This window comes from Paenibacillus sp. FSL M7-0420 (assembly GCF_038002345.1).
Taxonomy (GTDB): domain Bacteria; phylum Bacillota; class Bacilli; order Paenibacillales; family Paenibacillaceae; genus Paenibacillus_AQ.
In genome coordinates this window covers 4,926,329-4,950,717 of record NZ_JBBOCJ010000001.1, presented here as the reverse complement: position 1 = coordinate 4,950,717, position 24,389 = coordinate 4,926,329, and the positions used below count along the sequence as shown (strand labels likewise).

General features: G+C 55.2%; 13 protein-coding genes. All 13 read left to right on the top strand.

What is annotated here, in order from left to right; translation table 11 throughout:
- The first annotated feature begins 42 nt into the window (after positions 1 to 42).
- Positions 43 to 1,566, top strand: coding sequence for a glycoside hydrolase family 43 protein (locus MKX51_RS21225; protein WP_340993740.1), 1,524 nt, complete (start codon positions 43 to 45; stop codon positions 1,564 to 1,566).
- Entirely contained in the window at positions 1,563 to 2,558 is a 996-nt protein-coding gene (locus tag MKX51_RS21220; protein ID WP_340993739.1) for a glycoside hydrolase family 43 protein, read from the top strand. The genes MKX51_RS21225 and MKX51_RS21220 overlap by 4 nt, the downstream gene beginning before the upstream one ends.
- An 846-nt stretch (positions 2,559 to 3,404) precedes the next feature.
- Positions 3,405 to 6,212 (top strand): endo-beta-N-acetylglucosaminidase, encoded by a 2,808-nt coding sequence (locus MKX51_RS21215; RefSeq protein ID WP_340993738.1) that lies wholly within the window; start codon positions 3,405 to 3,407, stop codon positions 6,210 to 6,212.
- Positions 6,213 to 6,355: 143 nt separating this feature from the next.
- A complete protein-coding gene (locus tag MKX51_RS21210; protein ID WP_340993737.1) occupies positions 6,356 to 8,179 on the top strand; it encodes a cache domain-containing sensor histidine kinase in 1,824 nt (607 codons plus the stop codon).
- Positions 8,172 to 9,689 carry a response regulator transcription factor gene (locus tag MKX51_RS21205; RefSeq protein ID WP_340993736.1) on the top strand — a complete coding sequence of 506 codons (1,518 nt, stop codon included), beginning with the start codon at positions 8,172 to 8,174 and terminating at the stop codon, positions 9,687 to 9,689. The genes MKX51_RS21210 and MKX51_RS21205 overlap by 8 nt, the downstream gene beginning before the upstream one ends.
- A gap of 206 nt (positions 9,690 to 9,895) precedes the next feature.
- Positions 9,896 to 11,401 carry an ABC transporter substrate-binding protein gene (locus MKX51_RS21200; RefSeq protein ID WP_340939211.1) on the top strand — a complete coding sequence of 502 codons (1,506 nt, stop codon included), beginning with the start codon at positions 9,896 to 9,898 and terminating at the stop codon, positions 11,399 to 11,401.
- Positions 11,402 to 11,492: 91 nt separating this feature from the next.
- Positions 11,493 to 12,419 (top strand): ABC transporter permease, encoded by a 927-nt coding sequence (locus tag MKX51_RS21195; protein ID WP_076084393.1) that lies wholly within the window; start codon positions 11,493 to 11,495, stop codon positions 12,417 to 12,419.
- Between the two features lie 29 nt (positions 12,420 to 12,448).
- Positions 12,449 to 13,366 carry a carbohydrate ABC transporter permease gene (locus MKX51_RS21190; protein ID WP_340993735.1) on the top strand — a complete coding sequence of 306 codons (918 nt, stop codon included), beginning with the start codon at positions 12,449 to 12,451 and terminating at the stop codon, positions 13,364 to 13,366.
- Positions 13,367 to 13,406: 40 nt separating this feature from the next.
- Positions 13,407 to 15,701 (top strand): glycoside hydrolase family 3 N-terminal domain-containing protein, encoded by a 2,295-nt coding sequence (locus MKX51_RS21185; RefSeq protein WP_340993734.1) that lies wholly within the window; start codon positions 13,407 to 13,409, stop codon positions 15,699 to 15,701.
- A 17-nt stretch (positions 15,702 to 15,718) separates the two neighbouring features.
- The gene (locus tag MKX51_RS21180) at positions 15,719 to 18,862 is read left to right on the top strand and encodes an alpha-mannosidase (RefSeq protein ID WP_340995669.1); all 3,144 of its coding nucleotides are present in this window, start codon (positions 15,719 to 15,721) and stop codon (positions 18,860 to 18,862) included.
- A gap of 368 nt (positions 18,863 to 19,230) precedes the next feature.
- Positions 19,231 to 20,550 (top strand): glycoside hydrolase family 125 protein, encoded by a 1,320-nt coding sequence (locus MKX51_RS21175; RefSeq protein ID WP_340993733.1) that lies wholly within the window; start codon positions 19,231 to 19,233, stop codon positions 20,548 to 20,550.
- Between the two features lie 38 nt (positions 20,551 to 20,588).
- Positions 20,589 to 21,587, top strand: a complete 999-nt coding sequence (locus MKX51_RS21170; protein WP_076084405.1) for a glycoside hydrolase family 130 protein — start codon at positions 20,589 to 20,591, stop codon at positions 21,585 to 21,587.
- A 6-nt stretch (positions 21,588 to 21,593) separates the two neighbouring features.
- On the top strand, positions 21,594 to 24,377 hold the full coding sequence (locus MKX51_RS21165; RefSeq protein WP_340993732.1) for an alpha-mannosidase: 2,784 nt from the start codon (positions 21,594 to 21,596) through the stop codon (positions 24,375 to 24,377).
- The last annotated feature ends 12 nt before the right edge of the window (positions 24,378 to 24,389 follow it).

Genomic DNA, 24,389 nt, shown 5'->3' with positions numbered 1-24,389 from the left:
CACTAGCGATTGTAAACGCTTGCTTTCATTCCAGAGGAGGGTATGATGCAATCCATGAATGTGCGGAATCCCGTAATTGCCGGGTATTATCCGGACCCCAGTGTGGTCCGTGTGAATGAAGATTTCTATCTGATTAACAGCACCTTTGAATATTTTCCGGGTGTGCCTATCTTCCACAGCAGGGACTTGCTCGACTGGACCCCGATAGGGCATGTGCTGACCCGCCAGTCCCAGCTGGATCTGCGGGCGACCAAGAGCTCATCCGGCATCTACGCCGCCACCATCCGTTATCATGACGGACGATTCTACATGATTACTACAGATGTCAGAGGCATCGGCAATTTCTATGTGACTGCGGACAAGCCTGAGGGGCCCTGGTCTGATCCGATTCTGCTGCCGCACGGGGGCATTGATCCGTCCCTGTTCTTCGATGATGACGGGCGCACCTATGTTACGGTGCAGAACGGTGCAGGCTATGAGTCGCACATTATCCAGTATGAGATTGATCCGCTGTCCGGGGAAGTGCTGTCGGAGCCGGTTAACATCTGGAGCGGCGATGACGGCCCGTGGGTCGAAGGCCCGCATCTGTACAAGATCAAGGGCGTCTACTACCTGATGACCGCCTCCGGCGGCACGGCGGGTGATCACCGGGAGATTATTGCCCGCAGCAGCAGTCCTTACGGCCCGTTCGAGGACAAGCCGGAGCCGATCCTGACCCACCGGGGACTGAAGGACCATCCGGTACAATGCCTTGGACATGCCGATCTGGTGGAGGATACATCCGGGCAGTGGTGGGCCGTCTTCCTGGGCATGCGCCCGGTGGAAGGCCGGTATTCCCCGCTGGGCCGGGAGACCTTCCTGGCTCCGGTCACCTGGACGGAGGACGGCTGGCCGATGATTGACAATAATGAAGGCACCGTCATTGCAGAGGGTGAATCCAGCCTGGACAGCCTTGTGCTGCGCTTTACGCCGGAGAGCGGCTTCGGACCGGAGTGGGCGTTCCTCCGCGCCTATGAGGCGGAGCGCTATTCCTGGACCGAGCGGGAAGACAGCCTCACCGTACGCGGGAATGCTTACACGCTGGACGATGAGGCACCTGCAGTGTTCGCGTGTCTCCGCCAGCAGCACCACCGGATGGAGATGGGCGCAAGCCTTGACTTCACGCCGGTGACCGAAGGCGAGCATGCCGGACTGGCTGCGCGGCTGAACAACCGTGGATATCTTTTCTGGGGACTTACTTGCCGCAGCGGCCGCCGGGTGATGGAGCTTGTCGTGAAGAACGGCGAGGAGCGGCAGGTTCACCAGTATGAGGTAAGCGGTCAAGGTGCCGTTCAGCTTCGCCTCCGCTGCGACGGCCATCACTACCACTGCTCGTATTCGGCAGATGGCGTGTCCTGGCATGAAGTCCCGGAGATGGTTCATGTATCGGTCCTGTCCCCGGAGGTCAACGGCGGCTTCACCGGTGTCTGCCTCGGCGTACATGCTTCGGGCAACGGTACAGAGAATGCCAGCCCTGCTTACTATGAAGGATTCTATTATTCCAATATCAAAGGAGATGCCTTATGAATCAGCAACAACCACCTAAGCCTAATCAACCGATCGTAACTCACATCTATACAGCGGACCCGTCCGCCCATGTCTATGAAGGCAAAATCTATATCTATCCTTCCCACGATCTGGATCATGACGAGCCGAGCAATGATAACGGCGACCAGTATAAAATGGAAGACTATCATGTTCTCTCGATGGACAGCTTCGATTCTCCGGTGGTCGATCACGGCGAAGCGCTGCATGTGAGAGATATTCCATGGGCCTCCAAGCAGCTCTGGGCTCCAGATGCCGCATATAAGAACAACACCTACTATCTGTTCTTCCCGGCCCGCGACCATGACGGCATCTTCCGTCTTGGTGTGGCAACGTCGGAGTCTCCCGCAGGCCCGTTCTCCCCGCAGCCGAATTATATGGAAGGCAGCTTCAGTATTGACCCGGCCGTGCTGGTAGATGACGACAACCAGGCGTATATCTACTTCGGCGGACTCTGGGGCGGCCAGCTGGAGAAGTGGCAGACCGGCAGCTTCGTGCCGGATGCGGAAGGACCGGCTGCCGACCAGCCGGCCCTTGGACCGCAAGTTGCGCTGCTTAGCGACGATATGCTGTCCTTCCAGGGCAAGCCTGCCGAGATCTCGATTGTCGATGAAGACGGGAATCCGATTCTGGCCGGGGATGAAGAGCGCAGATATTTTGAAGGCCCATGGATGCACAAATATAACGGCGATTACTACCTGTCCTACTCAACTGGAACCACGCATAAGCTCGTGTATGCAATCGGCAAGAATCCGATGGGACCGTTCACCTTCAAGGGTGAGATTCTGTCTCCGGTCATCGGCTGGACGACTCACCACTCCATTGTGCAAGTGGAAGACAAGTGGTATCTGTTCTATCACGACAGCTCCCTGTCTGAAGGCGTCAACCACAAGCGCTGCGTGAAGTACACCGAGCTGAAATACAACGAAGACGGCACGATCCAGAGTATCAATCCTTATCCGGAGGCGGAGTAAGCTGGCGGATTTATGTAATGAAGGTAAGTAACATATGAGGTAACCATGAAGCAGTTCCTAGAGGGGCTGCTTTTTGGCGTGGCAAGGGTGCTGCATGTAATCGGAAAACCGATCACAATTGGACCGGACGCCCCTCGTCGGCCAAATGTAATCGGAAAACCGATCACAATGGACCGGACGCGCCGCGTAGGCCAAATGTAATCGGAAAACCGATCACAATTGAACCGGGGGCGCTACGTCGGCCAAATGTAATCGGAAAACCGATCACAATTGGACCGGACGCGCCGCGTAGGCCGAATGTAATCGGAAAACCGATCACATTGGGCAGGGCGGAGGCGCGTGGGCGAAATGTATGCGGAAATCGAACACAATGGCGGCAGCGGAGGTGCGTGGGCGAAATGTATGCGGAAAAGCGAACACAGCAGCAAGCAGCCAATAAAGTAACTATATAAATTGAACTTGAAAAAACACAGACAGGGAAAAGTGATGGAGGGGAATTTTGGAGCTGTAGGAGCGGTAGCGTCCGCCTTTGTCACCGGATTTCATCCGCGAACAGCGGTTTAAATTAAGAAATCTGGGAACAACAGCGGCCGGAAGCCCAAAACTTCTCTGGAGTCACGGCGATCCCATACTGCAAAATTACAAGTAATACACTCCGCAGGGCGGCCGCCCCTGCCCTCCTCACTGCACTTTTCTTTAATTTGACCAGAGAATCTTTAATTTCGCTTCTATTAGTCCCCGCATGAGCTGCTATATAGTAACCTTGATCACTATTATTCAGAAGGAAGATTCATCCAGTTATTATGAATGCGTTCTCATCAAACTGAAGAATGAGGAGAGTGAACAATGGTAGCTACATCCCGGACACACAGAATTCGTAAGCTGACTTCAGCGGTATTAGGTACAGCGCTGCTGGTTACCCTGCTGCCGCAGACAGCCATGGCCGGAGACACCTGGCCGTTCAAAGGTGAAAGCGCACACGGTGCGAATCAGCCCAGCGTACATGGCTATACCAGCCAGCACATAGCGGATTGGAGTCCGCAGAGAGATCAGGACGCGGCGCTGCTGCGCTCCAGGGTGCCGTTGCAGCAGCGGATTGCACCTTTCCAGCAGACTCAGGCCAATCCGGCGCTGAATCCGGCGGTGCAGATGATGAATGTTGCGGGCGATTATGGCAATGCTTTTATCGAGAATGCCCCGTACACCAACAAGTTCGCCCAGTACCACTTCAACTTCTGGCAGTATATTGACTATTATTCCTACTGGCACGGAACAGCGACAGCGTATACACCGCCGGAATATTACGACGATCTGGCCCAGTCCGACTGGCAGCAGAAATGGTTCGAGTTCGGCATGCTGAATATTCCGAATCCGGCATATACCGATGCCGCACATAAGAATGGGGTAATGTCACTGGCCGGGGTGTTCTTCTCGAACAATGACCGGGGACAGCAGACGTATAAGCAGATGATTGTGAAGGATGCGAACGGGAAGTTCCCGGTAGCTGAGAAAATGATTGAAATGGCCGAATACTTCGGTTATGACGGGTACTTCCTGAATCAGGAGGAGCAGAACCCGAATGTGGCGACAGCGGATATTCCTGATTATATTGCTTTCATGAAAGCGCTACAGGAAGGCGGGCTGTATGTTCAATGGTATGATTCTCTGAATACTGCCACGGGAGCCAATGTCTTCGCCAGAACCTTTAATAACAACAATATCTCTATGCTCTATGATAAAACGGCCCAGAAACAGGTCTCGAATTCGTATTTCTTCGATTACGGTATGGGCAGCTCGCAGATTACCTCGGCGGCGAATTACTTGAATACCTTCAATGCAGCTCAGGGAACGAGCTACAATCTTTTTGAGACCGGCTTCGCGGGACTTGAAGCCGGGCGCGACCGCTTCAAGAGCGTTCAGGGCTCAGCGCTGAGCAGCAAGCTGTCCGGGGGGATTCCACGAACCAGTCTGGCAACGCTGGGCGCGGACTTCGTCCATGCTGGCCTGGACGAAGATATGAATCAGTCCTGGCCTGTCTCGAACCGTACGGATAACAAATACCAATGGATGACGAACCTGCGCGAGCAGCTATGGTGGTCAGGGCCGCAGGTGAATCCGAAGAATACAGCGGTGTCTTCCAATAATACGGTAGCCGATGTGTATGCCGATAACCGGTACTGGCCGGGGATCGCTTCGGTTATTGCCGAGCGCTCGGTGGTTAAGGATTCCAACTTCTATACGAGCTTCAATACCGGCCACGGCCTTTCCTATTACAAGGCTGGAACGGTATCCAGCGCAGCGGAGTGGTCGAACATGAGCCTTCAGGATGTTCCGGTCACCTGGCAATGGTGGCAGGATACTACAGGCAACCGCCTGAACGTGGACTTCGATTATGGTCCGGGTTATGACCAGACCGCCAATTCGCGTATGAATTACCAGCAGCTTGGCGGTTACAACGGCGGAAGCTCGCTGGCGGTGAGCGGGAATCTGAACAGCGAGAACTTCCTGCGTCTCTATAAGAGCAATCTTGCCGTAAAAGCTGGTTCCAAGCTGTCCATCGTCTACAACAAGCCGTCGGCAAACGACACCTCAGTGCTGAGCGCAGGACTCATCTTCCGCGACAACCCGAATCAAGTGGTGAAGGTTCCTGTTGCAAATAGCGGGAAGCATACCACGGGCTGGACCACAGCCGAGCTTAATCTCGGCGCGTATGCCGGCCGGGAGATCGCTGCCTTCGGTCTGGTGTTCACCCCTGGTTCCAGCGCAACAGCCAGTTACCAGATAAACATCGGCCAGCTGCGGATTCATGACGGCTCAGCGGTCAAGCCATCGGCTCCAGCCGGTCTGTCTATTGCCCAGGCCCTGTCCGGCACGGATGAGATGATCGTGAAGTGGAGTATGGACACCGATTATTCCAAGGTGAAGCAATACAATGTATACGTGAATGATATCTATGTGGGCGGGAAGTATGATGAGACCTTCTATATCAAGAAGCTTCCGGCCAAATCCGGCGTCCTGAAGGTAGTTGCTGTCGGAGCCGATGGACTGGAGGGCGATGCGGCTACGCTGTCCTTCGACCTGAATGCTGCGGTATCCAAGGTGACTGCCGAGTCCGCTGCGAATGGAGACTTCCTGGTGAAGTGGACGAATCCCGCCGCAGCCCAGGGCAGTGTCAAGGTAACAGTGAAGTCGGTGAACTGGACTACCACGCCGCAGCCGGTATCGAAGGAATTGACCGTGCCGCAGGGGGCAACCTCAGCCTTGTTCCAGAATATGCCGGTGAACGGTGATGAGTATACGGTTACCGTTCAAGCCGGAAATACCGATAAAATAACCTATAACGGAACGTTCACCGACAAGGTGTCCGAGCCTTATGCAGAGAACTGGTCCTGGAACGGCAATACGCTGAACCTGCCGATGCCAAGCACCCGGGACTGGCGGTATATGTACATTAATGAAGACGGCCAGAACCGGTCATTCCCGGTCACCTATATCTCCGGTGCTGCGGGCATGAAGCCGATGATTATCCGCGGCCGCACGACGAAGGCTGCGCTGAGCTTCACTTCTACCGCAGCAGTAGTTACAGTGGTCATGGAGGATTACAGCGGCAACAAGTCGCAGCCTGTATACCTCAAAGGCCAACCAACGCCGTAAGGCGCGGGTAGGAATAGGTACCGCCCATTCTGCACAACATACACCAAGCGCTCACCCTCTGGCACATTTAGCAGGGGGGAGCGCTTCTTGTGTATCCCGGCTAGCCGTGCCCGCAAGGCTAATCAATACGAAGGAGGTGAATCATGCGAAGCCTTTCGCTGTACCGCAAGTATTTTAAAGACAATATGTTCCTGCGCTTCACGCTGATCGTGTCCTGTATCTTCATAGCCACCATTATCGCCTTCTCTTATCTGGTGCTGCTGTTAATCTCGGATTCGGCGGTGCAGCGCCAGATGGATATCCAGCGCAAGAGTATGGAGAGCATCAGCAATTATGTGGAGAACAAATATCAATCCGTTCAGGATATGCTCCGTGATGTGTACCGGGACGCGAGTCTGGCCAGTAATACGACCTTCCTGCTGGAGAATCCCTTAAGCGATTATATCGAGCACCGGCTGGACCGCTTTCTGCTGGGGGAACAGTCTACCTCGAACGCCATCCAGTATTTCCAGAACAAGATTGACGATGATCCCGATATCCGCGGGCTGATCCTGTACAGCGCCAACCAGCAGGTGATGTATTATTACGACAACCGCAGGCAGTTCGAGCGGATCTCGACCAATGCGGCGCATTCTTTTGTCCCCGATTCGATGGTTCTGGGTGAGGAGAGTGTCGTCTCTGTTCCAAATATTTGGGTGCTGAAAAGTATAGGGATGCCGACAGCCCCAATGTTCTCGGTGAAAATACCCATCAATAATAAGTCCTCCCTGCTCAATATCGGCCAGCTGCTGGTCTACTTCGACTCCGAGGCGATCTGGCAGGCCATGAATAACTATAAGCAGGATTTCAAAGGCGACATCCTCGTGCTCTCCGCCCAGAATGAAGTCATCTTCGATTCCTCGGGTAAGGGGTATGGCCGGAAGCTGCCGAAGCTGCAAGGGATTAACGCCGGCGAGGAGTTTACGATAGAGGGGATGGTCGTTACAAGCCAGACGCAGAGCCAGGCCGGGTATACAGTGGTCAGTCTGATCTCCAAAAAGGAGCTGGCTGAGACCTATAGCAGTGCGCGGAGCACCATTGTGTCCATCGCACTCGTCTGTATTCTGTTTGCCGTGCTGCTGCCGGCGATGTTCATTTCTAATTTTGCCAAACGGACCCACCGTATTATCCGCTTCACCCGCAAAGTCAAGAACGGGGATCTGAACACCCGGATTGTGGACGGCAAGGAAGATGAATTAGGCCAGATTGCCAAAAGCTTCAACAGCATGCTGGATGAACTCAATCAGTATATTGACCAGGTCTATAAGGCGGAAATCAAACAGAAGCATACGGAGATCGCTACACTGGAGGCCAGGGTGAATCCGCATTTTCTGTATAATACATTGGAAGTCATCAGGATGCGGGCGATTTCCAGCGGGGCGAAGGATGTAGGTGAGATGATCTACAGCCTGTCCATGCTGTTCAAGTCGTACGTCCGTCCGAAGCTGAAATATACATTCAAGGATGAGCTGGAGGCCTGTCGCCTGTATCTGGAATTATTCCGTATCCGGTACAAGGACCGGTTCGCGTATACCATCGAATGCAGCCCAGAGCTGGAAGAGCTTCCTGTACTCAAAATGTCGCTGCAGCCGGTCATTGAGAACTATGTTCTGCACGGCATGCGGACAGGGCAGACTGATAATGTGATCCGTATTGTGATCACAGCGGAGCCGGAGAGTATTCGCGCGGTGGTTACGGATAACGGCAAAGGGATCGCGGAGGAGCGGCTGGTCCGGCTCCGCGGGGTGCTGGAGGATCACGGCGAATTGTCCGGGTCCGAGTCGTTCGGGCTGCGCAGTATTCATGAGCGGCTGAGACTGATGTACGGTAAGTCTTACGGCATAGAGCTGGAGAGTGAGGAGGGCAGCGGAACAGTGGTTACGATTACTTTTCCATACCCGCCGAAGGAGGAGAACGCAGATGTATAAGGTGTTTATTGTGGATGATGAGCCGTTCATTCTTAGCGGCCTGCAGGATATATTGGACTGGGAGGAGCTAGGCCTCATGATTGCGGGGCAGGCGGAGAACGGACAGGAAGCGCTGGAGCAGCTGCGGGAGATTCCCGCTGATATTCTGATTACCGATATCTCCATGCCGGTGATGACCGGCCTTGAGCTGATCCGCGCTGTCCGGGAATTCCGCCCGGATCTGAAGGTGGTGGTGCTAAGCGGCTTCGATGAATTCATGTATGTGAAGGAAGGCTTGGCGCTCGGGATCGAGAATTATCTGCTGAAGCCGATTAATCTGGAGGAATTCCAGCAGACGCTGGAGACGATTGTGGAGAAGCTGAACGTCTCCAGGCTGGATATGCAGTGGTGGGAATATACGAATTCCGTGCTGAAGGATAATGTGCTGCTGCGCTGGCTGCGGGGGCAGATTGATCCGCAGGAGCGCTCCGAACGGCTGAATCTGATCGGCCTGCCGCTCACCAGCCGTTATGTGCAGGTTGCCCTGCTACAGGTAGAGCCGGCAACGGATACCTTCAGGAAGAGGGTATCCGATCTGGCAGAGGCAGAGGCTTCGTTCTTCATGTTCTGGGATTCGGACAATGATCTGGTGCTGATACATAACTATGAAGAAGCCTCCGCCGGGGCGGCGGAGATGGCATTCATGCTGGAGGAGATTACCGGCTTATGCACCGGCGGTGAGAAGCTGCGCGCAGCCGTAGGCCCGCCTGTGTATGGGGTGGACGCCGCTCCCGCAAGCTACGAGCAGGCGAAGCAGGCACAGGAGTTCCTGGAGATTCACCCGGAGCGCAGCATCATCTATTATGAGCAGCTGAGGGACCGGAAGGAGGATCTGGGGGCGGTTCTGCCGGAGGACTGGAGCGATTACGCCAAGCTCATTATGTCCAAGAATGCGGCGGGGCTGTCGGAGCAGCTGGAGCTCTATTTCTCGTCTCCTGCAATGGAAGGGTTAACGCCAGCGATGCTGGAGGAGATCTCGCTGGAATGGATTCTGTTCTTCCGGGTGCTGATCAAGGATATCCGCAGTGAAACGGAGCGGGAGTGTATTGCCGAGGGCTTGACGGCGATCCGCCGGGCGAATTCGCTGCCCGCACTGTCCGCTGCGCTCCGGCAGACCTCGGCAGGCATCATCGGGATGCTGGACCGGGAGCTGAAGAGCCCGGTGGTGAATCAGGTGCTGAATTATATCGCGAAATCGTACAGTGAGGACCTGTCTCTGAAGAAGCTGGGCTTCATGTTCAACATTCATCCGGTGTATCTGGGACAGCTGTTTCACAAGACGACCGGCGAATCCTTTGCGGAATATATGAACCGCTACCGGATCGATAAGGCCAAGGAACAGCTTCGCACGACAAACCTGAAGGTGCATGAAATTGCAAGAGCCGTGGGATACTGGGAAATGGGATACTTCTACAAGCAGTTCAAGAAATATGTCGGGATCTCCCCGACAGAGTTCAAGGGGCTCCTTTGAAGGCAGCTCTTTTTGAAAAGAAAAGAAATTATATGTTAGGTACGGAGTTATTTTTCTTTATTTCATACCTGAAAAACTATAGTTTCTCTTCTATTTGAAACTGCTTTCATCTTATAAAGTTAAGGTATAGCCCAAGGAAACCAGCAGCCGGAAATACCCGGCAGGCCTGAATTTTTCGGACAGCTAATTAAAAGGGGGTACGGCAAATGAGTAAGAAAAAGAAACACTTCTCCTTGTTGTTGACAACGCTTTTAACCGTTTCACTGGCGCTGACGGCGTGCGGGGGGAACAGTAAGAACAATGCAGGCGGGGAAGCAGCTTCAGGCGGGAACAAAGCCTCGGAGACTACCGAAAAGCCAGTGGAACTGATCTGGTACACAATCGGGCCGCCGCAGAAGGATATGGACAAGGTCCTCACGGAAGTCAATAAATACACACTTGAGAAAATCAACGCCACACTCGATATCAAAATGCTCGACTTCGGGGACTATACGCAAAAAATGCAGGTTATGGCGGCTTCCGGTGAGCCGATGGATATCCTGTTCACCTCGTCCTGGGCCTTCGATTATGTGCAGAATGCACGTAAGGGTGCCTTCCTGCAGCTCGATGATCTGCTGAAGAATCAGGGCAAGGGCATTGTGGATACCATTGATCCGGCCTTCCTGGAAGGCTCCAAGGTAGACGGCCACAACTATGCGATTCCGGCCAACAAAGAGCTTCCGGCTCAAGAGGTCTTCCGCTTCAACAAAGAGCTGCTCGACAAACACAAGCTGGATATAACCAGCGTGAAGACGATGGCGGATCTGGAGCCGCTGCTCAAAACGATCAAGGAAAACGAGCCTGGAGTCACTCCTTACGCGATGGTCAAGGACTTCATGCCGATTATGCCTTTTGACTATGTGATCGAGAAGATGCCGATGGCTGTCTATATGGACACCAAGGACTACAAAGTGGTTAACATCCTGGAAACTCCTGAGATCAAGGAAGCACTTAAGACGGTCCGCAAATTCTATCAGGCGGGTTACATCTCCCCTGAAGTAGCGACTACCTCATCGGTAGATGATTTGTACAAAGCCGGCAAATGGTTCACTGACCGTGCATCCACCCAGCCGATGGCCGACAATCTGTGGTCCGCAAGCTACGGGTATCCGGTCGTATCAACACCAGCCAGCCAGCCTTATATCTACAACTGGTCTGTAATGGGCTCCATGCAGGCTATCTCGGCCAATTCCGAGTACCCTGAGAAAGCGATGGAATTCCTGAACCTGCTCAACACAGATCCTAAGCTGCGCAACATGATTGACTCCGGGATCGAGGGTGTACATTACGAGAAGATCAGCGACAACATGATCAAGAACCTGCCGGATGCGAAGAACTACGACATGCCGACATTCTCCCTGGGTAACATCATGATCAACTATCTGAATGAAGGCGACCCTGAGAACAAATGGGAAGAATTCAAGAAGTTCAATGATGCCGGTATCAACGCACCGCTGCTCGGCTTCAACTTCGATACGTCCAAGGTGACGAATGAAATCGCCGCTGTTCAGAACGTGAAGGAAGAATTCTGGGCACCGCTGATGACCGGATCTGTAGATTCGGAAGAGTACCTGACCAAGGCTAACGAGAAACTGAAAGCTGCCGGTCTGGATAAAATTATTGCCGAAGCTCAAACTCAGATCGACGCCTGGAAAGCAGCGAATAATAAGTAGCATTCTATTAGAGGATCGGGCGGGTGATTAGACTTTGCCCGATCTTTTTGTACTAACGGAAGAATTTTCCGGCATAGGAGGAACTAGAAGTATGGGGAAAATAGGAAAGTCCGCCAAGGATATATTGAGAAACAAAGTGCTGCTGTTTATGGTTCTGCCGGGCACACTGTGGTTTTTATTCTTCTCTTACCTGCCGATGGTGGGTACGGTCATTGCGTTTAAGGAGTACCGCTTCAGCCGGGATGGCTTCTGGGCCAGCATCATCAACAGTAAGTGGGTCGGCTGGGATAATTTCAAGTTCCTGTTCAGCACCAATGATGCCTATCTGATCACACGCAATACTCTTTTGTATAACATAGCCTTCATTGGCCTGGGCCTGATTCTGTCCGTGCTGATGGCGGTGGTGCTGTCCGAGATTGCCAATAAAAAGCTAGCCAAGTTCTATCAGACAGGCATGTTCCTGCCGTACTTTCTGTCCTGGGTCGTTGTGGGATACTTCGCGTTCAGCTTCCTGAGCTCGGAGCGGGGCCTGCTTAACGCTATGTTCGGCAGCAATATCTCCTGGTACTCGGAATCGAAATACTGGCCGTTCATTATTATATTCGTCTTTCTATGGAAGGCCGTCGGCTATAACAGCGTGGTCTATCTCGCCGCAATTATGGGCATAGACAAGTCCCTGTACGAAGCCGCGATGATCGACGGAGCCAGCAAGCTCCAGCAGATCCGCAGCATCACGCTGCCGATGCTGAAGCCGATTATTATCATTATGACGCTGCTTGCGATCGGGAAGATTTTCTATGCCGACTTCGGGCTGTTCTATCAGGTGCCGAGAGATTCGGGGACGCTCTACAGTGTGACCAACGTAATCGATACTTATGTATACCGTGGACTTAAGACTACCGGCGAGATCGGAATGAGTACGGCTGCGGGCTTGTATCAATCAGTGGTCGGGTTCGTGCTGGTTCTTACCTCTAATTACATCGTGCGCAAATTCGATAAGGACAGTGCATTATTCTAGGGAAAAAGAAGGAAAGTGAGGTCATCCAAATGTCTGCTAATTCTGTGAAATCGCGCGATTTCCACCGGCTGTCGCCGGTGCTGAATACCATCTTTAACTGTATCGCCGGAGGCTTTGCCATCCTGTGTATCTTCCCGTTCCTGTTCGTTGTCCTCATCTCGTTCACGGACGAAGGGGCGCTGGCGCGGGACGGCTACCGGTTAATCCCGGCCAAATGGAGTCTGGAAGCCTACAAATATGTATTTAGCTCAGGGGACACGCTGCTCCGCTCTTACGGAGTGACCATTGCCGTAACGGTCATTGGTACGATTGTCAGCCTGCTTATTATTTCACTTTATGCGTATGCCATTTCACGTAAAAGCTTCAAATACCGCAATTTCTTCGCGTTTTTTTCCTTCTTCACCATGCTGTTTAACGGCGGGCTGGTTCCGACCTATATTGTCGTGACACAGATGCTGGGCCTGAAGGACAGCATTTGGGCGCTGGTGCTGCCGCTGGCGGTGAATGCTTTTTACATTATGATTCTGCGTACCTTCTACATCACCAGCGTACCGGATGCCCTGATCGAGTCGGCCAAAATCGACGGCGCCGGAGAGTTCCGCACCTTCCTGGGAATCGTGCTGCCGCTGTCCCTACCGGGTCTTGCTACGATCGGTCTGTTCAGCACCTTGGGGTACTGGAATGACTGGTTCAACGCGTTGCTCTATATTGACAATCCGAATCTGGTGCCGCTGCAGTCCATGCTGATGCGGATTGAGACAAGCATGCAGTTCATTCTGCAGAACTCGCAGAACAGTTCATTAAGCCTGGAGGCCCTCCGCAACATGCCTCAGGATACCTCGCGTATGGCGATGGTGGTACTGGCGACCGGACCGATTATCTTCGCGTATCCGTTCTTCCAGCGTTACTTCATTCAGGGTCTTACGGTTGGAGCGGTTAAGGAGTAGAGCTATAGATTAAGATCAAAGGAGAGAGGGTGGAGCCAGGATGTTATATAGAGACCGTACACAGCCCGTCAAGGAGCGGACGAAGCATCTGCTTGGGCTGATGACGCCGGAAGAGAAGGTCGGCCAGCTGGTGCAGCTGTTCGGATGGCAGACCTATAATCATACAGATGGAACCATTGAATTGACAGAAGACTTCAAGCGCCAGATCCGCGAAGGCGGTGTCGGCGCATTATACGGAACCCTGCGTGCCGATCCCTGGACAGGGGTTACGCTGGAGAGCGGGCTCGATGCACGGGCCGGAGCGGAGGCCGTCAATGCGATTCAGCGTTATGCGCTGGAGCATTCCAGGCTGGGGATTCCGCTGCTGATCGGCGAGGAATGCTCGCACGGGCATATGGCCATCGGGGCCACGGTATTTCCGGTTCCGCTGCTGATCGGCAGCACCTGGAATGTGGACCTCTACCGGGAGATGTCCCGGGCAGTCGCGCGGGAGACCCGTGCTCAAGGCGGAGCCGTGACGTATTCCCCTGTGCTGGATGTGGTGCGTGATCCGCGCTGGGGCCGGACCGAGGAATGTTTCGGGGAAGATCCGTATCTCATCGGCGAATATGCCGTAGCGTCTGTGGAAGGACTACAGGGCGACCGGCTTGACAGCGCGTCCAGTGTGGGGGCAACCCTCAAGCACTTCGTAGCCTATGGCAGCTCGGAGGGCGGCCGGAATGCCGGTCCGGCGCATATCGGCAAGCGGGAGCTGCTGGAAGTCGATATGTACCCGTTCCGCAAAGCGGTGGAAGCCGGTGCGGTCTCCATCATGCCGGCCTACAACGAGATTGACGGCGTGCCTTGTACCACGAACCGGGAGCTGCTGGAAGAGATTCTGCGCGGCGAATGGGGCTTCCAGGGCATGGTCATTACCGATTGCGGCGCTATCGATATGCTGGCCTCGGGCCATGATACAGCGGTCAGCGGGGAGGATGCAGCCGTACAGGCACTCACCGCCGGGATTGATATGGAGATGTCCGGCGTGATGTTCGGCGGATATCTGCTGGAGGCGCTGCGTTCCGGTCGGCTGGAGGAGAAGTTGGTGGATCAGGCAGCGGCACGGGTGCTGGAGCTGAAGTTCCGGCTGGGCCTGTTTGAGCAGCCATATGCCGATCCCGATGCAGCAGAGCAGGTAATCGGCAGTGCAGAGCATGCAGAGCTGGCGCGGAGTGTTGCGGCAGAGGGAATTGTGCTGCTGAAGAATAACGGCATTCTTCCGCTGGCTAAGGACAAGAGTAAGATTGCGGTAATCGGGCCGAACGCAGACATCGGCTACAATCAGCTCGGAGATTACACCTCGCCGCAGCCGCGTGACCGGGTGACAACGGTGCTGGCCGGGATACGGGCCAAGCTTGCCGCACAGCCGGAACGGGTAAGTTATGCACCGGGCTGCCGGATCAAAGACAGCTCCACCGAGGGCTTCGAGCTTGCGCGTAAGGTAGCAGCCGAAGCGGATATCATTGTGCTTGCCCTGGGCGGGTCAAGTGCCCGTGACTTCGGCGAAGGCAGCATCGATCTGCGGACTGGAGCCTCTAAGGTGACAGAGAATGCACTTAGCGATATGGACTGCGGCGAAGGCATCGACCGGATGTCGCTGCATCTGTCCGGTGTTCAGCTGGAGCTGATGAAGGAGCTGAAGGCGCTTGGCAAGCCGGTAGTCGTCGTATATATCAACGGCCGTCCCATTGCCGAGCCGTGGATCGATGAGCAGGCGGATGCCATTCTGGAAGCCTGGTATCCGGGGCAGGAAGGCGGCCACGCCATTGCCGACATTCTGTTCGGTGATGTCAATCCGTCCGGCAGGCTGACTCTCTCCCTCCCTGAGGATGTAGGACAGCTGCCAGTATATTACTTAGGCAAACGTTCCCGGGGAGTACGCTATCTGGAAGGGAATTCGCAGCCGCGTTATCCGTTCGGCTTCGGACTCAGCTACACCGAATTCAGCTATAGCGGACTCCTGGTCGAGCCGGCAGTAATCACAGCAGATGGGACAGCTGAGGTTACAGTGGAAGTAGAGAATACAGGCTCCCGCAGCGGTGCGGAGGTCGTGCAATTATATATTTCCGATCTGGTCAGTAAGGTGACGAGACCGGCCAAGGAACTCAAGGGCTTCCGCAAGATCGCATTGGAGCCGGGCGAGAAGCAGACTGTGACCTTCACGCTGAGTGCAGAGCATCTGAGCTACATCGGGCCGGAGTATATACCAGTAGTCGAGCCGGGAAGCTTCCGCATCGGGGTCGGCAGGAATGTGAACGACACGCTGAATATAGATCTTACGGTCATGGAGGATTAGAGATGGAGCAGATCAACATCGAACGGATTAACCGGTTCATTCGGGAGTGCTCACAGCAGCAGTGGTTGGAATACCGGGTGCTTGACGACTGGAAGGTCTTCTCCACCATCTACCGGCAGCCGGGCCACTATGACGAAGCACAGCCTTATTCTGGCAGTGAATCGTTCGGATTGTTTCCGAGTGTGCAAGGCACCACCTATTACTTCCGCACTACTCTGGATATCCCGGCGGACTGGACCGATAGGGATACCGGACTGATCTTCCACTCCGGCGGCGAAGGCCTGCTGCGAGTGAACGGAGCCTCGCGGCAGGGACTGGACCGCAATCATACCTATGCTTCCCTTAACCCGGAGACGGGCGGTAGGCACCCGGAGCTTGAGATTGAGCTCTATGATCCGATCCCTGAGCCGGATGATCCCCTGAACAAGCAAGCGGTCATTCAGCCGCCGGTCCGGTCGATCACCGCCGCGCTGGTCAGAGCGAACCTGCCGGTGCAGTCGCTGATGTATACGGTGACCGTCATCCGGGATTCCATGCTGCTGCTGCCGGAGCAGGACTTCCGGCGCGTCCGCATGCTGGAGGCGCTGCATCAGGCGATGGATGCTTATGTGAATTTGGGGCCTGACGATTCGCTGGCTGGCAAGGAGATAGAGAAGATTGAGCAGGAGCTGGCCGCGAAGGTGCAGGCCATCGGCGGCAACAGCGAGGGCTTCATTCATATGATCGGGCAGTCGCATATCGATATTGCCTGGTTATGGCCTACCCGGGAGACCGTACGGAAGACCAGCCGGACCTTCTCGACGGTACATGCCCTGATGGAGGAGTACCCGGAATACCGCTATGCCCAGAGCCAGCCGCAGCTGTTCGCTTATCTGAAGGACAATGATCCTGAGCTGTACGCGAAGGTGAAGGCGCGGATTCAGGAAGGCCGCTGGGAGCTGGTCGGCGGCATGTGGGTCGAGCCGGATCTGAATATTCCGAGCGGGGAATCCCTGATGCGGCAGATGCTGTACGGGCAGCGCTTTTACCAGGAGGAGTTCGGACAGCAGTCCGAGATTGAATGGCTGCCGGACACCTTCGGCTATTGCGCCTCTCTGCCGCAGATCCTGAAGCACGGCAAGGTCCGTTACTTCATGACAACGAAGCTTGGATGGAATGACACGAACCTGTTCCCGTATGATCTGTTCCACTGGGTCGGAATCGACGGGACAGCGCTATTATCCTATATGAACCATGGCGTGAATGAGAGTACGCTGCCGAAGGATATCCATGAGCACTGGCAGTCCTACCGCCAAAAAGCCGTTCACAGCGAGCAAATGCTGCTCTACGGACACGGCGACGGCGGTGGCGGCGTGACGCGGGAGATGCTGGAATACCTGTCGCGCTCAGAGCTTATGGTAGGTCAACCTGCCTCTAGCTATAGCACGGCGGCAGATTTCTTCGCAGGTATCGAGCAGGCAGCGCCGGAGCTGCCGGTCTGGCAGGGCGATCTCTATCTGGAGCTGCACCGGGGAACCTATACAACTCATGCTCGCAACAAGCGCAATAACCGCAAGGCCGAGATTCTGTACCGGGAAGCGGAGCTATGGCAGACTCTGGGCGGACACCGCCTGACGCCGCAGCGGCGGGAAGAGGTAGGTCAGGCCCTGCATGAAGGCTGGAAGCTGATTCTGCTGAACCAGTTCCATGATATAATCCCCGGATCGTCGATTCCCGAGGTCTATGAGACTTCGGACAAGGAATACAAGAACATCTTCGTCCTTGGAGAGAGCACCCTGAAGTCCGTCATGGAAGCTGCTGTATCGGATATTGATACCCGTGGCGAAGGACAGCCATATGTCATTCTGAACGGACTGGGCTGGACCCGGGATATGGTGGCCCAGCTTGCGGTTGCCTCTGAAGTGGAGCCTGCCGCTGTCGCCGTCTATGACGGGAACGGAACACGGCTTCCGGCAGAGCTGACTACAGCAGGAAAGCGGACAGTTCTGCGCGTCCGGGTGCCGGAGGTTCCGGCATTCGGTTATGCAACCGTGTGGCTGCGGGAAGCGGAGCAGCAGGGGGCGGATACATCGGATGCAGGCAACAACTCAATCTCTGCGGCGAACTCCGCTACGTTCGAAGATCGCTGGGAGACCGGCTATTACCGGCTCCAGTTCAATGAGCTGGGCGAGATCATCAGCCTGTATGACAAGGAAGTCGGGCGTGAGATTGTGAAGTCCGGGGAAGCCTTGAACCGGCTCCATTTCTTCCATGACCGGCCGATTCTATGGGATGCCTGGGATATTGACAGCCGGTATGAGGAGCAGCCTGCCGGAGCAGCGGTTCTGCTGGAGAAGCGGCTGCTGTCCTCAGGACCGGTCTGTGATGTGCTGAGCTTCCGCTGGAGTCTCGGACAATCGGAAATACAACAGGAGCTGATCCTGTACCATGCCGACAAGCGGATCGACTTCAAGACGAAGGTCCAGTGGCACGAAGCACACAAGCTGCTGAAGGTTGGCTTCCCGATTGATGTAGTGACCAGCAAGGCCACGTATGAGATTCCGTTCGGCGCATTGGAGCGGACCACGCACCGCAACACCAGCTGGGAGCAGGCGCAGTATGAGGTCTGCGGGCACCGTTATGCCGATGTGTCAGAGCATGATTACGGCGTCAGCCTGCTGAACGACTGCAAATATGGCTATGACACGCAGGGCAGCACCATCCGTCTGTCCCTGCTGCGCGCCCCGCGCTGGCCGGATCATTCGGCGGATCAGGGAGAGCATGAATTCACTTATTCGCTCTACCCGCATACCGGAGACTGGCGTACGGCGCATACCCAGCGCAAGGCCGCCGAGCTGAATCATGCTTCGTATGCTGTAGCCTGCGAGGCAAGTGCGGGACAGCATCCGTCCACTGGCTCCTTCCTTCCCTACGAAGGGAAGCAGGTAGTGCTGGATACCGTCAAGCTGGCGGAAGACGGACGCGGCAGCATCCTGCGGCTGTATGAATCAGCCGGTGGACGCGAGACCGTGCGGATCAGCTGGCCGTTGCCGCACTCGGCGATCTACCTGTCTAATGCGCTGGAGGAAGAGACCGAGCTGCTGCCGGATGAAGACGGCATGCTGACGCTAGACTTCCATCCGTTCGAGATCAAGACGATTAAGATTATTCATGCTGAATAGAAGCACATGAGGGGCTGAGTGTAAGGTACTCGGATAGTTGCAGAACGTACAATTAAAAACAGCGGAAATGCATTCTTTTATTGTATAAGTGTAGTCTGTACAACTAAAAATGCCCAAAAGGGTGAGAATTAACAGCTTATCGATTTTTAAATGTATGAAATGCAACTAAACGGTTTGTCGGCTATAAATCAGTTGCTTTAGTTGTACAATTTGCAATTAAACCTATCGCAACTCCCGCTCTCATCAAGAAATCTGGGGATGGGCAGCTGCTGGAAGTCCAAACATTCACCGCAGTGACGAGTGAGCTTTAAGTTCGATTTTAAATTCAGCTTCTAAAATTATAGATTAGCGATAAGGAGACTATTACCTTGGAACAATTCAGACTTCCCCGCATCGAGATGCCGGAGCTAACGCTGCCGTCATCCATTCAGGCCGTGCTGGCCGACGCCGAAGCGAAGCTGGCTCACCGGCCCAAGCTCCAGCGGCTGTTCCGCAACTGCTTCCCGAATACACTGGAGACGACTACCAAGCTGCTTGATGACGGAACCACCTTTGTGATTACGGGGGACATCCCGGCCTGCTGGCTGCGCGATTCAGTGGAGCAGGTCATTCATTATGTGCCTTTTGCCGCAGAAGATGCTGACCTGCAGCGGATTATCGGCGGGCTGATCAAGCGCCATACAGAGTATGTGCTGATCGATCCTTACGCCAACGCGTTCAATGAATCGGCCAATGACTGGCACTGGAATGCCGCCGATGTGACCGAGATGTCGCCCTGGGTGTGGGAGCGCAAATTCGAGATCGACTCGCTGTGCTTCGTGATCCGGCTGGCCCATGCTTACTGGGAAGAGACGAAGCAGACTGATTTCTTCACCTCTGATTTCAAAAAAATGCTGCGCGTCATCACCGACCTGTTCAAGCGCGAGCAGCATCATGCCGAGCAGTCCCCGTACCGCTTCACGCGGAACAACGGGATTATGGAGGATTCCATCCGTAACGGCGGTCTGGGGATGCCCGTCAATTACACCGGCATGATCTGGTCCGGCTTCCGCTCCAGCGACGATGCCTGCGACTTCCATTACAACATTCCGGGGAACATGTTCGCCGTGGTGGCGCTGCGGCAGATGCAGGATTTCGCCGAGTGGGTGTTCCGGGATCTGGATTTCCTGGCCGAGCTGAAGGAGCTGGAGCAGGAGGTCGATCACGGCATCAAGCTGTACGGCACCTACCGCCACCCGGAATTCGGGCCGATCTACGCATATGAGACTGACGGGTATGGCAATTACAGCCTGATGGACGACGCCGGAACACCGGGCCTGATGTCCATTCCGTACCTGGGCTATCTGAACAATGACGATCCTGTCTATCAGAATACGAGACGGTTCGCGCTGAGCAGCGAGAATCCGTTCTACTTCGAGGGCAAGGCCGCCAAGGGAATTGGCAGTCCGCATACCCCTCCGGGCTACATCTGGCATATGGCCTTGTCGATGCAAGGCATCACGGCAGACAGCAAGGAAGAGCGGCTGGAAGTGATCGCCATGCTGGAAGCTACTGACGCCGATACCGGCTATATGCATGAAGGCTTCCACTCCGACGATCCGGCTGTGTTTACGCGCAAATGGTTCGCCTGGTCGAACAGCTTGTTCTCCCAGCTGATCCTGCGGGCGCTGAAGGAAGGCATTCTCTAAGACAAACATATTTTTTTACAGATAAAGGAGACCTGATCATGAGCACAATTATTGGAGAAGCACTACCGAACATCCCTTGGCAGGAGAAGCCTGAGGGCACGAATTCCCCGGTATGGAGATATTCCGCCAACCCGATCATTCCGCGCAACGCCATTCCGAACTCGAACAGTGTATTCAACTCGGCAGTTATCCCGTTTGAGGGCGGCTTCGCAGGGGTGTTCCGCTGTGATTCGAGGTCGGTCAGTATGGATATCTTCGCGGGCTTCAGTGAAGACGGCGTGAACTGGAAGATCAACCATGAGCCTATCGTCTTCGAGGGCGATGAAGAGATCACTAAGCGCGAGTACCGCTATGATCCGCGTGTCTGCAAGATTGACGACCGTTATTATGTGTCCTGGTGCAACGGGTATCACGGCCCAACAATCGGCTTGGCGTATACATTCGATTTCAAAACCTTCCACCAGCTGGAAAATGCCTTCCTGCCGTATAACCGCAATGGTGTGCTGCTTCCGCGTAAGATTGGCGGCAATTATGCGATGCTCAGCCGTCCGAGTGATACGGGGCATACGCCGTTTGGTGATATTTTTTACAGTGAGAGTCCTGATCTGACCTTCTGGGGCAAGCACCGCTATGTGATGGGTACGGTTGACGGTGACGCTTCCGCGTGGCAGTCCAAGAAAATTGGCCCGGGTCCGATTCCGATTGAAACTGACAAGGGCTGGCTGCTGATCTATCATGGTGTTATCAACACCTGTAACGGATTCGTCTACCGCATGGGTGTCGCGCTGCTGGATCTTGATCAGCCTTGGAAGGTGAAAGCCCGTTCGCGCAACTATATTCTCGGCCCGGAAGAGCTGTATGAATGTGTAGGCGATGTGCCGAATGTAACCTTCCCTTGCGCGGCATTGACTGATGCGGCTACCGGACGAATTGCCATCTATTACGGCTGTGCAGATACAGTGACTGGACTGGCGTTCACGACGGTGGATGAGCTGATCAGCTATATGGAGGAATATCCGCTGGAGATTGAGGGGTAACCGATTATGACCACAAAACAGACGGCACATATTATCTCGCATACGCACTGGGACCGGGAATGGTATCTGCCTTATGAGCGCCATCACATCCGGCTGATTCAACTGGTGGATACTTTGCTGGATACGCTGGAGCAGAACCCGGATTTCCGCAGCTTTTTCTTCGACGGCCAGACGATTATCATCGAGGATTATCTGCAGGTCCGCCCGGAGAACCGGGAGCGGCTGGTGCAGCATATCCGGGAGGGACGGATTTACATCGGGCCTTGGTATATTCTGCAGGATGCATTCCTGACCAGCCCGGAAGCTAATGTGCGTAACTTACAGCTGGGTCATCAGGATGCGGCAGTCTATGGGGAAGTGTCCAAAATCGGCTATTTCCCGGATACGTTCGGTCTGACCGGACAGATTCCGCAGCTTATGCAGCAGGCGGGCATAACCAATGCCTTCTTCGGGCGCGGAGTGAAGCCGACAGGCTTCAACAATATGGTCTCGGATGACGGCTATGAATCCTCGTTCTCCGAGCTGGTCTGGGAAGGTCCAGACGGCTCGCAGGTGCTGGGCATCCTGTTCGCCAACTGGTATTCTAACGGGAATGAGGTTCCGGTGGAATTAGAGGAGGCCCGCCGCTTCTGGGAGCGCAAGCTGGGCGATGCCCGGCAGTATGCAGCGACCGACCAGCTGCTGTTCATGAACGGCTGCGATCACCAGCCGCTGCAGACCGACCTGCCGGAGGCGATCCGCACGGCGGAGAAGCTGCACCCGGAGGTCTCCTTCGTTCATTCGAACTTCCCGGACTATATTAAGGCAGTAGAAGACTCACTGGCCGGCCGCAGTCTGTCCACTGTGAAGGGCGAGCTGCGCAGCCAGCGCACCGACGGCTGGGGAACGCTGGTTAATACAGCGTCAGCCCGGGTATACCTGAAGCAACTGAACCAACGGGGTCAGGCGATGCTGGAGAAGGTCGCCGAGCCGCTGGCCGTGATCGCGAAGCTGCATGGCGGAGAGTATCCGCAGCATCTGCTGGATTATGCGTGGAAGACGCTGCTGCAGAACCATCCGCATGATTCCATCTGCGGCTGCAGCGTGGATGAGGTGCACCGTGAGATGGTTACCCGCTTCGACAAGAGCTATCACATGGCCGAGGGCATTGTAGCGGATAGTATGCAGGCGATCACCGCAGCGGTTGATACCTCCGGCTTCGCCGCTTACGGCGAAGAGGCCCTTCCGCTCGTGGTAACCAATACCAGCGGCTGGAGCCGCACCGGCACGGTAACCGTAGAACTGGATGCCGCCCGCCAGTATCTGCGCGAAGGCCTGCCGCTTGAAGAGAATGCCCGGTTGATGAAAGCCGTGGACCTGGCCGGACGGGTCTTGGTCGATGAACAAGGCCAGCCGGTTCCTTGTACGGTGGAGGATCTCGGCCTGTCCTTCGGCTATGACCTGCCGGATGACCGGTTCCGCCAGCCGTATAGCTGCCGTAAGGTGCGGCTGACCTTCGAGGCGGCGGATGTGCCTGCCCTGGGGCTGCGCACCTATGCCTGGGTTCGCCCGCTTGGAGCGAACGCTGCTGATGTTGCCGGAAGCGCTCCGGCGGCGAACCTGGAAGCTATGGCTTCCGTCCCAGCTTCGCTGGTTCAAGGCGCGCACGTGCTGGAGAACGATACGCTGCGGGTAGAGGTTATGGCTGACGGCTCCTTCACACTGGAGCATAAGCCGAGCGGCAAGATCTACCGTGACCTTGGTGTCTATGAGAACACAGGTGACATCGGGAACGAATATATGTACAGACAGCCTGCGGGTGAAGTGCCGATGACGACTCTCGGCCTTAACGCGGATATCGCTGTTATTGAAGATACGCCATACCGGGCTTCCATCGAAATCACCCATGAATGGGAGATTCCGGCTTCGGCCGATGCCCTGCTGGAAGAAGAGCAGCGGGCACTGGTCTATTACCCGGAACGGCAGGCTAAGCGTAGTGCCGCTACAGTAACCCTTAAACTGCGGACTGTCTTAAGACTGGAACGTAGCGGCAAAGGGCTGGAAGTGAAGAGCTTCATCGATAATACGGCTAAAGACCACCGTCTGCGGATGCTGTTCCCTGCGGATCTGGCCGCAGCCTCGCACCGCGTAGATTCGATGTTCGAGCTGGCGGAGCGTCCGAACGAGCCGGCACCGGAATGGCAGAACCCGAGTAATGCGCAGCATCAGCAGTGCTTCGTGGATGTTGCCGGGGAGCATGCAGGCCTGACGGTCGCTAACCTCGGATTACACGAATACGAGGTTCTGCGGGATGGCCGCAATACGATTGCCGTGACGCTGCTCCGCAGTGTCGGCGAGATGGGCGACTGGGGCTGGTTTCCTACGCCGGAAGCCCAGTGCCTGGGCGAACAGACCGCAGACCTGTTGCTCCTGCCGCATAGCGGGGATGCCGTAACCTTCGGTGCCGCTGCTGCAGCATACCAGTTCCAGATTCCTTGGACCTGTGCGCAGGCAGAGGTTCACGCGGGAACGATTCCTGCCGTGTATTCGGCCGTCCGCTGGAGCGGCGGGACCGCTGCATTCTCCTCTATGAAGCTGAACCAAGAGCGCGGCGATGTGCTGCTCCGCTGGTTCAACATGACGGGCGAGTCCTGTATACTGGAGCTGGAACCAGCGCTTCCGGCTGCCGCCATCTATGCTTCAAATGTACTGGAAACAGAAGGTGAAGAGCTTCAGCTAGAAGGAGCCGCTTCGCTGAAGCTTCCGCTTGGCGGACATGAGATTACAACGGTTGGTATCCGGCTGAGCTGATCCAGGCGAAGA

Excerpts from the sequence above, each read along its gene's own strand:
- MKX51_RS21225 (WP_340993740.1), top strand. The coding sequence starts at position 43 with ATGATGCAATCCATGAATGTGCGGAATCCCGTAATTGCCGGGTATTAT.
- MKX51_RS21220 (WP_340993739.1), top strand. The coding sequence starts at position 1,563 with ATGAATCAGCAACAACCACCTAAGCCTAATCAACCGATCGTAACTCAC.
- MKX51_RS21215 (WP_340993738.1), top strand. The coding sequence starts at position 3,405 with ATGGTAGCTACATCCCGGACACACAGAATTCGTAAGCTGACTTCAGCG.
- MKX51_RS21210 (WP_340993737.1), top strand. The coding sequence starts at position 6,356 with ATGCGAAGCCTTTCGCTGTACCGCAAGTATTTTAAAGACAATATGTTC.
- MKX51_RS21205 (WP_340993736.1), top strand. The coding sequence starts at position 8,172 with ATGTATAAGGTGTTTATTGTGGATGATGAGCCGTTCATTCTTAGCGGC.
- MKX51_RS21200 (WP_340939211.1), top strand. The coding sequence starts at position 9,896 with ATGAGTAAGAAAAAGAAACACTTCTCCTTGTTGTTGACAACGCTTTTA.
- MKX51_RS21195 (WP_076084393.1), top strand. The coding sequence starts at position 11,493 with ATGGGGAAAATAGGAAAGTCCGCCAAGGATATATTGAGAAACAAAGTG.
- MKX51_RS21190 (WP_340993735.1), top strand. The coding sequence starts at position 12,449 with ATGTCTGCTAATTCTGTGAAATCGCGCGATTTCCACCGGCTGTCGCCG.
- MKX51_RS21185 (WP_340993734.1), top strand. The coding sequence starts at position 13,407 with ATGTTATATAGAGACCGTACACAGCCCGTCAAGGAGCGGACGAAGCAT.
- MKX51_RS21170 (WP_076084405.1), top strand. The coding sequence starts at position 20,589 with ATGAGCACAATTATTGGAGAAGCACTACCGAACATCCCTTGGCAGGAG.
- MKX51_RS21165 (WP_340993732.1), top strand. The coding sequence starts at position 21,594 with ATGACCACAAAACAGACGGCACATATTATCTCGCATACGCACTGGGAC.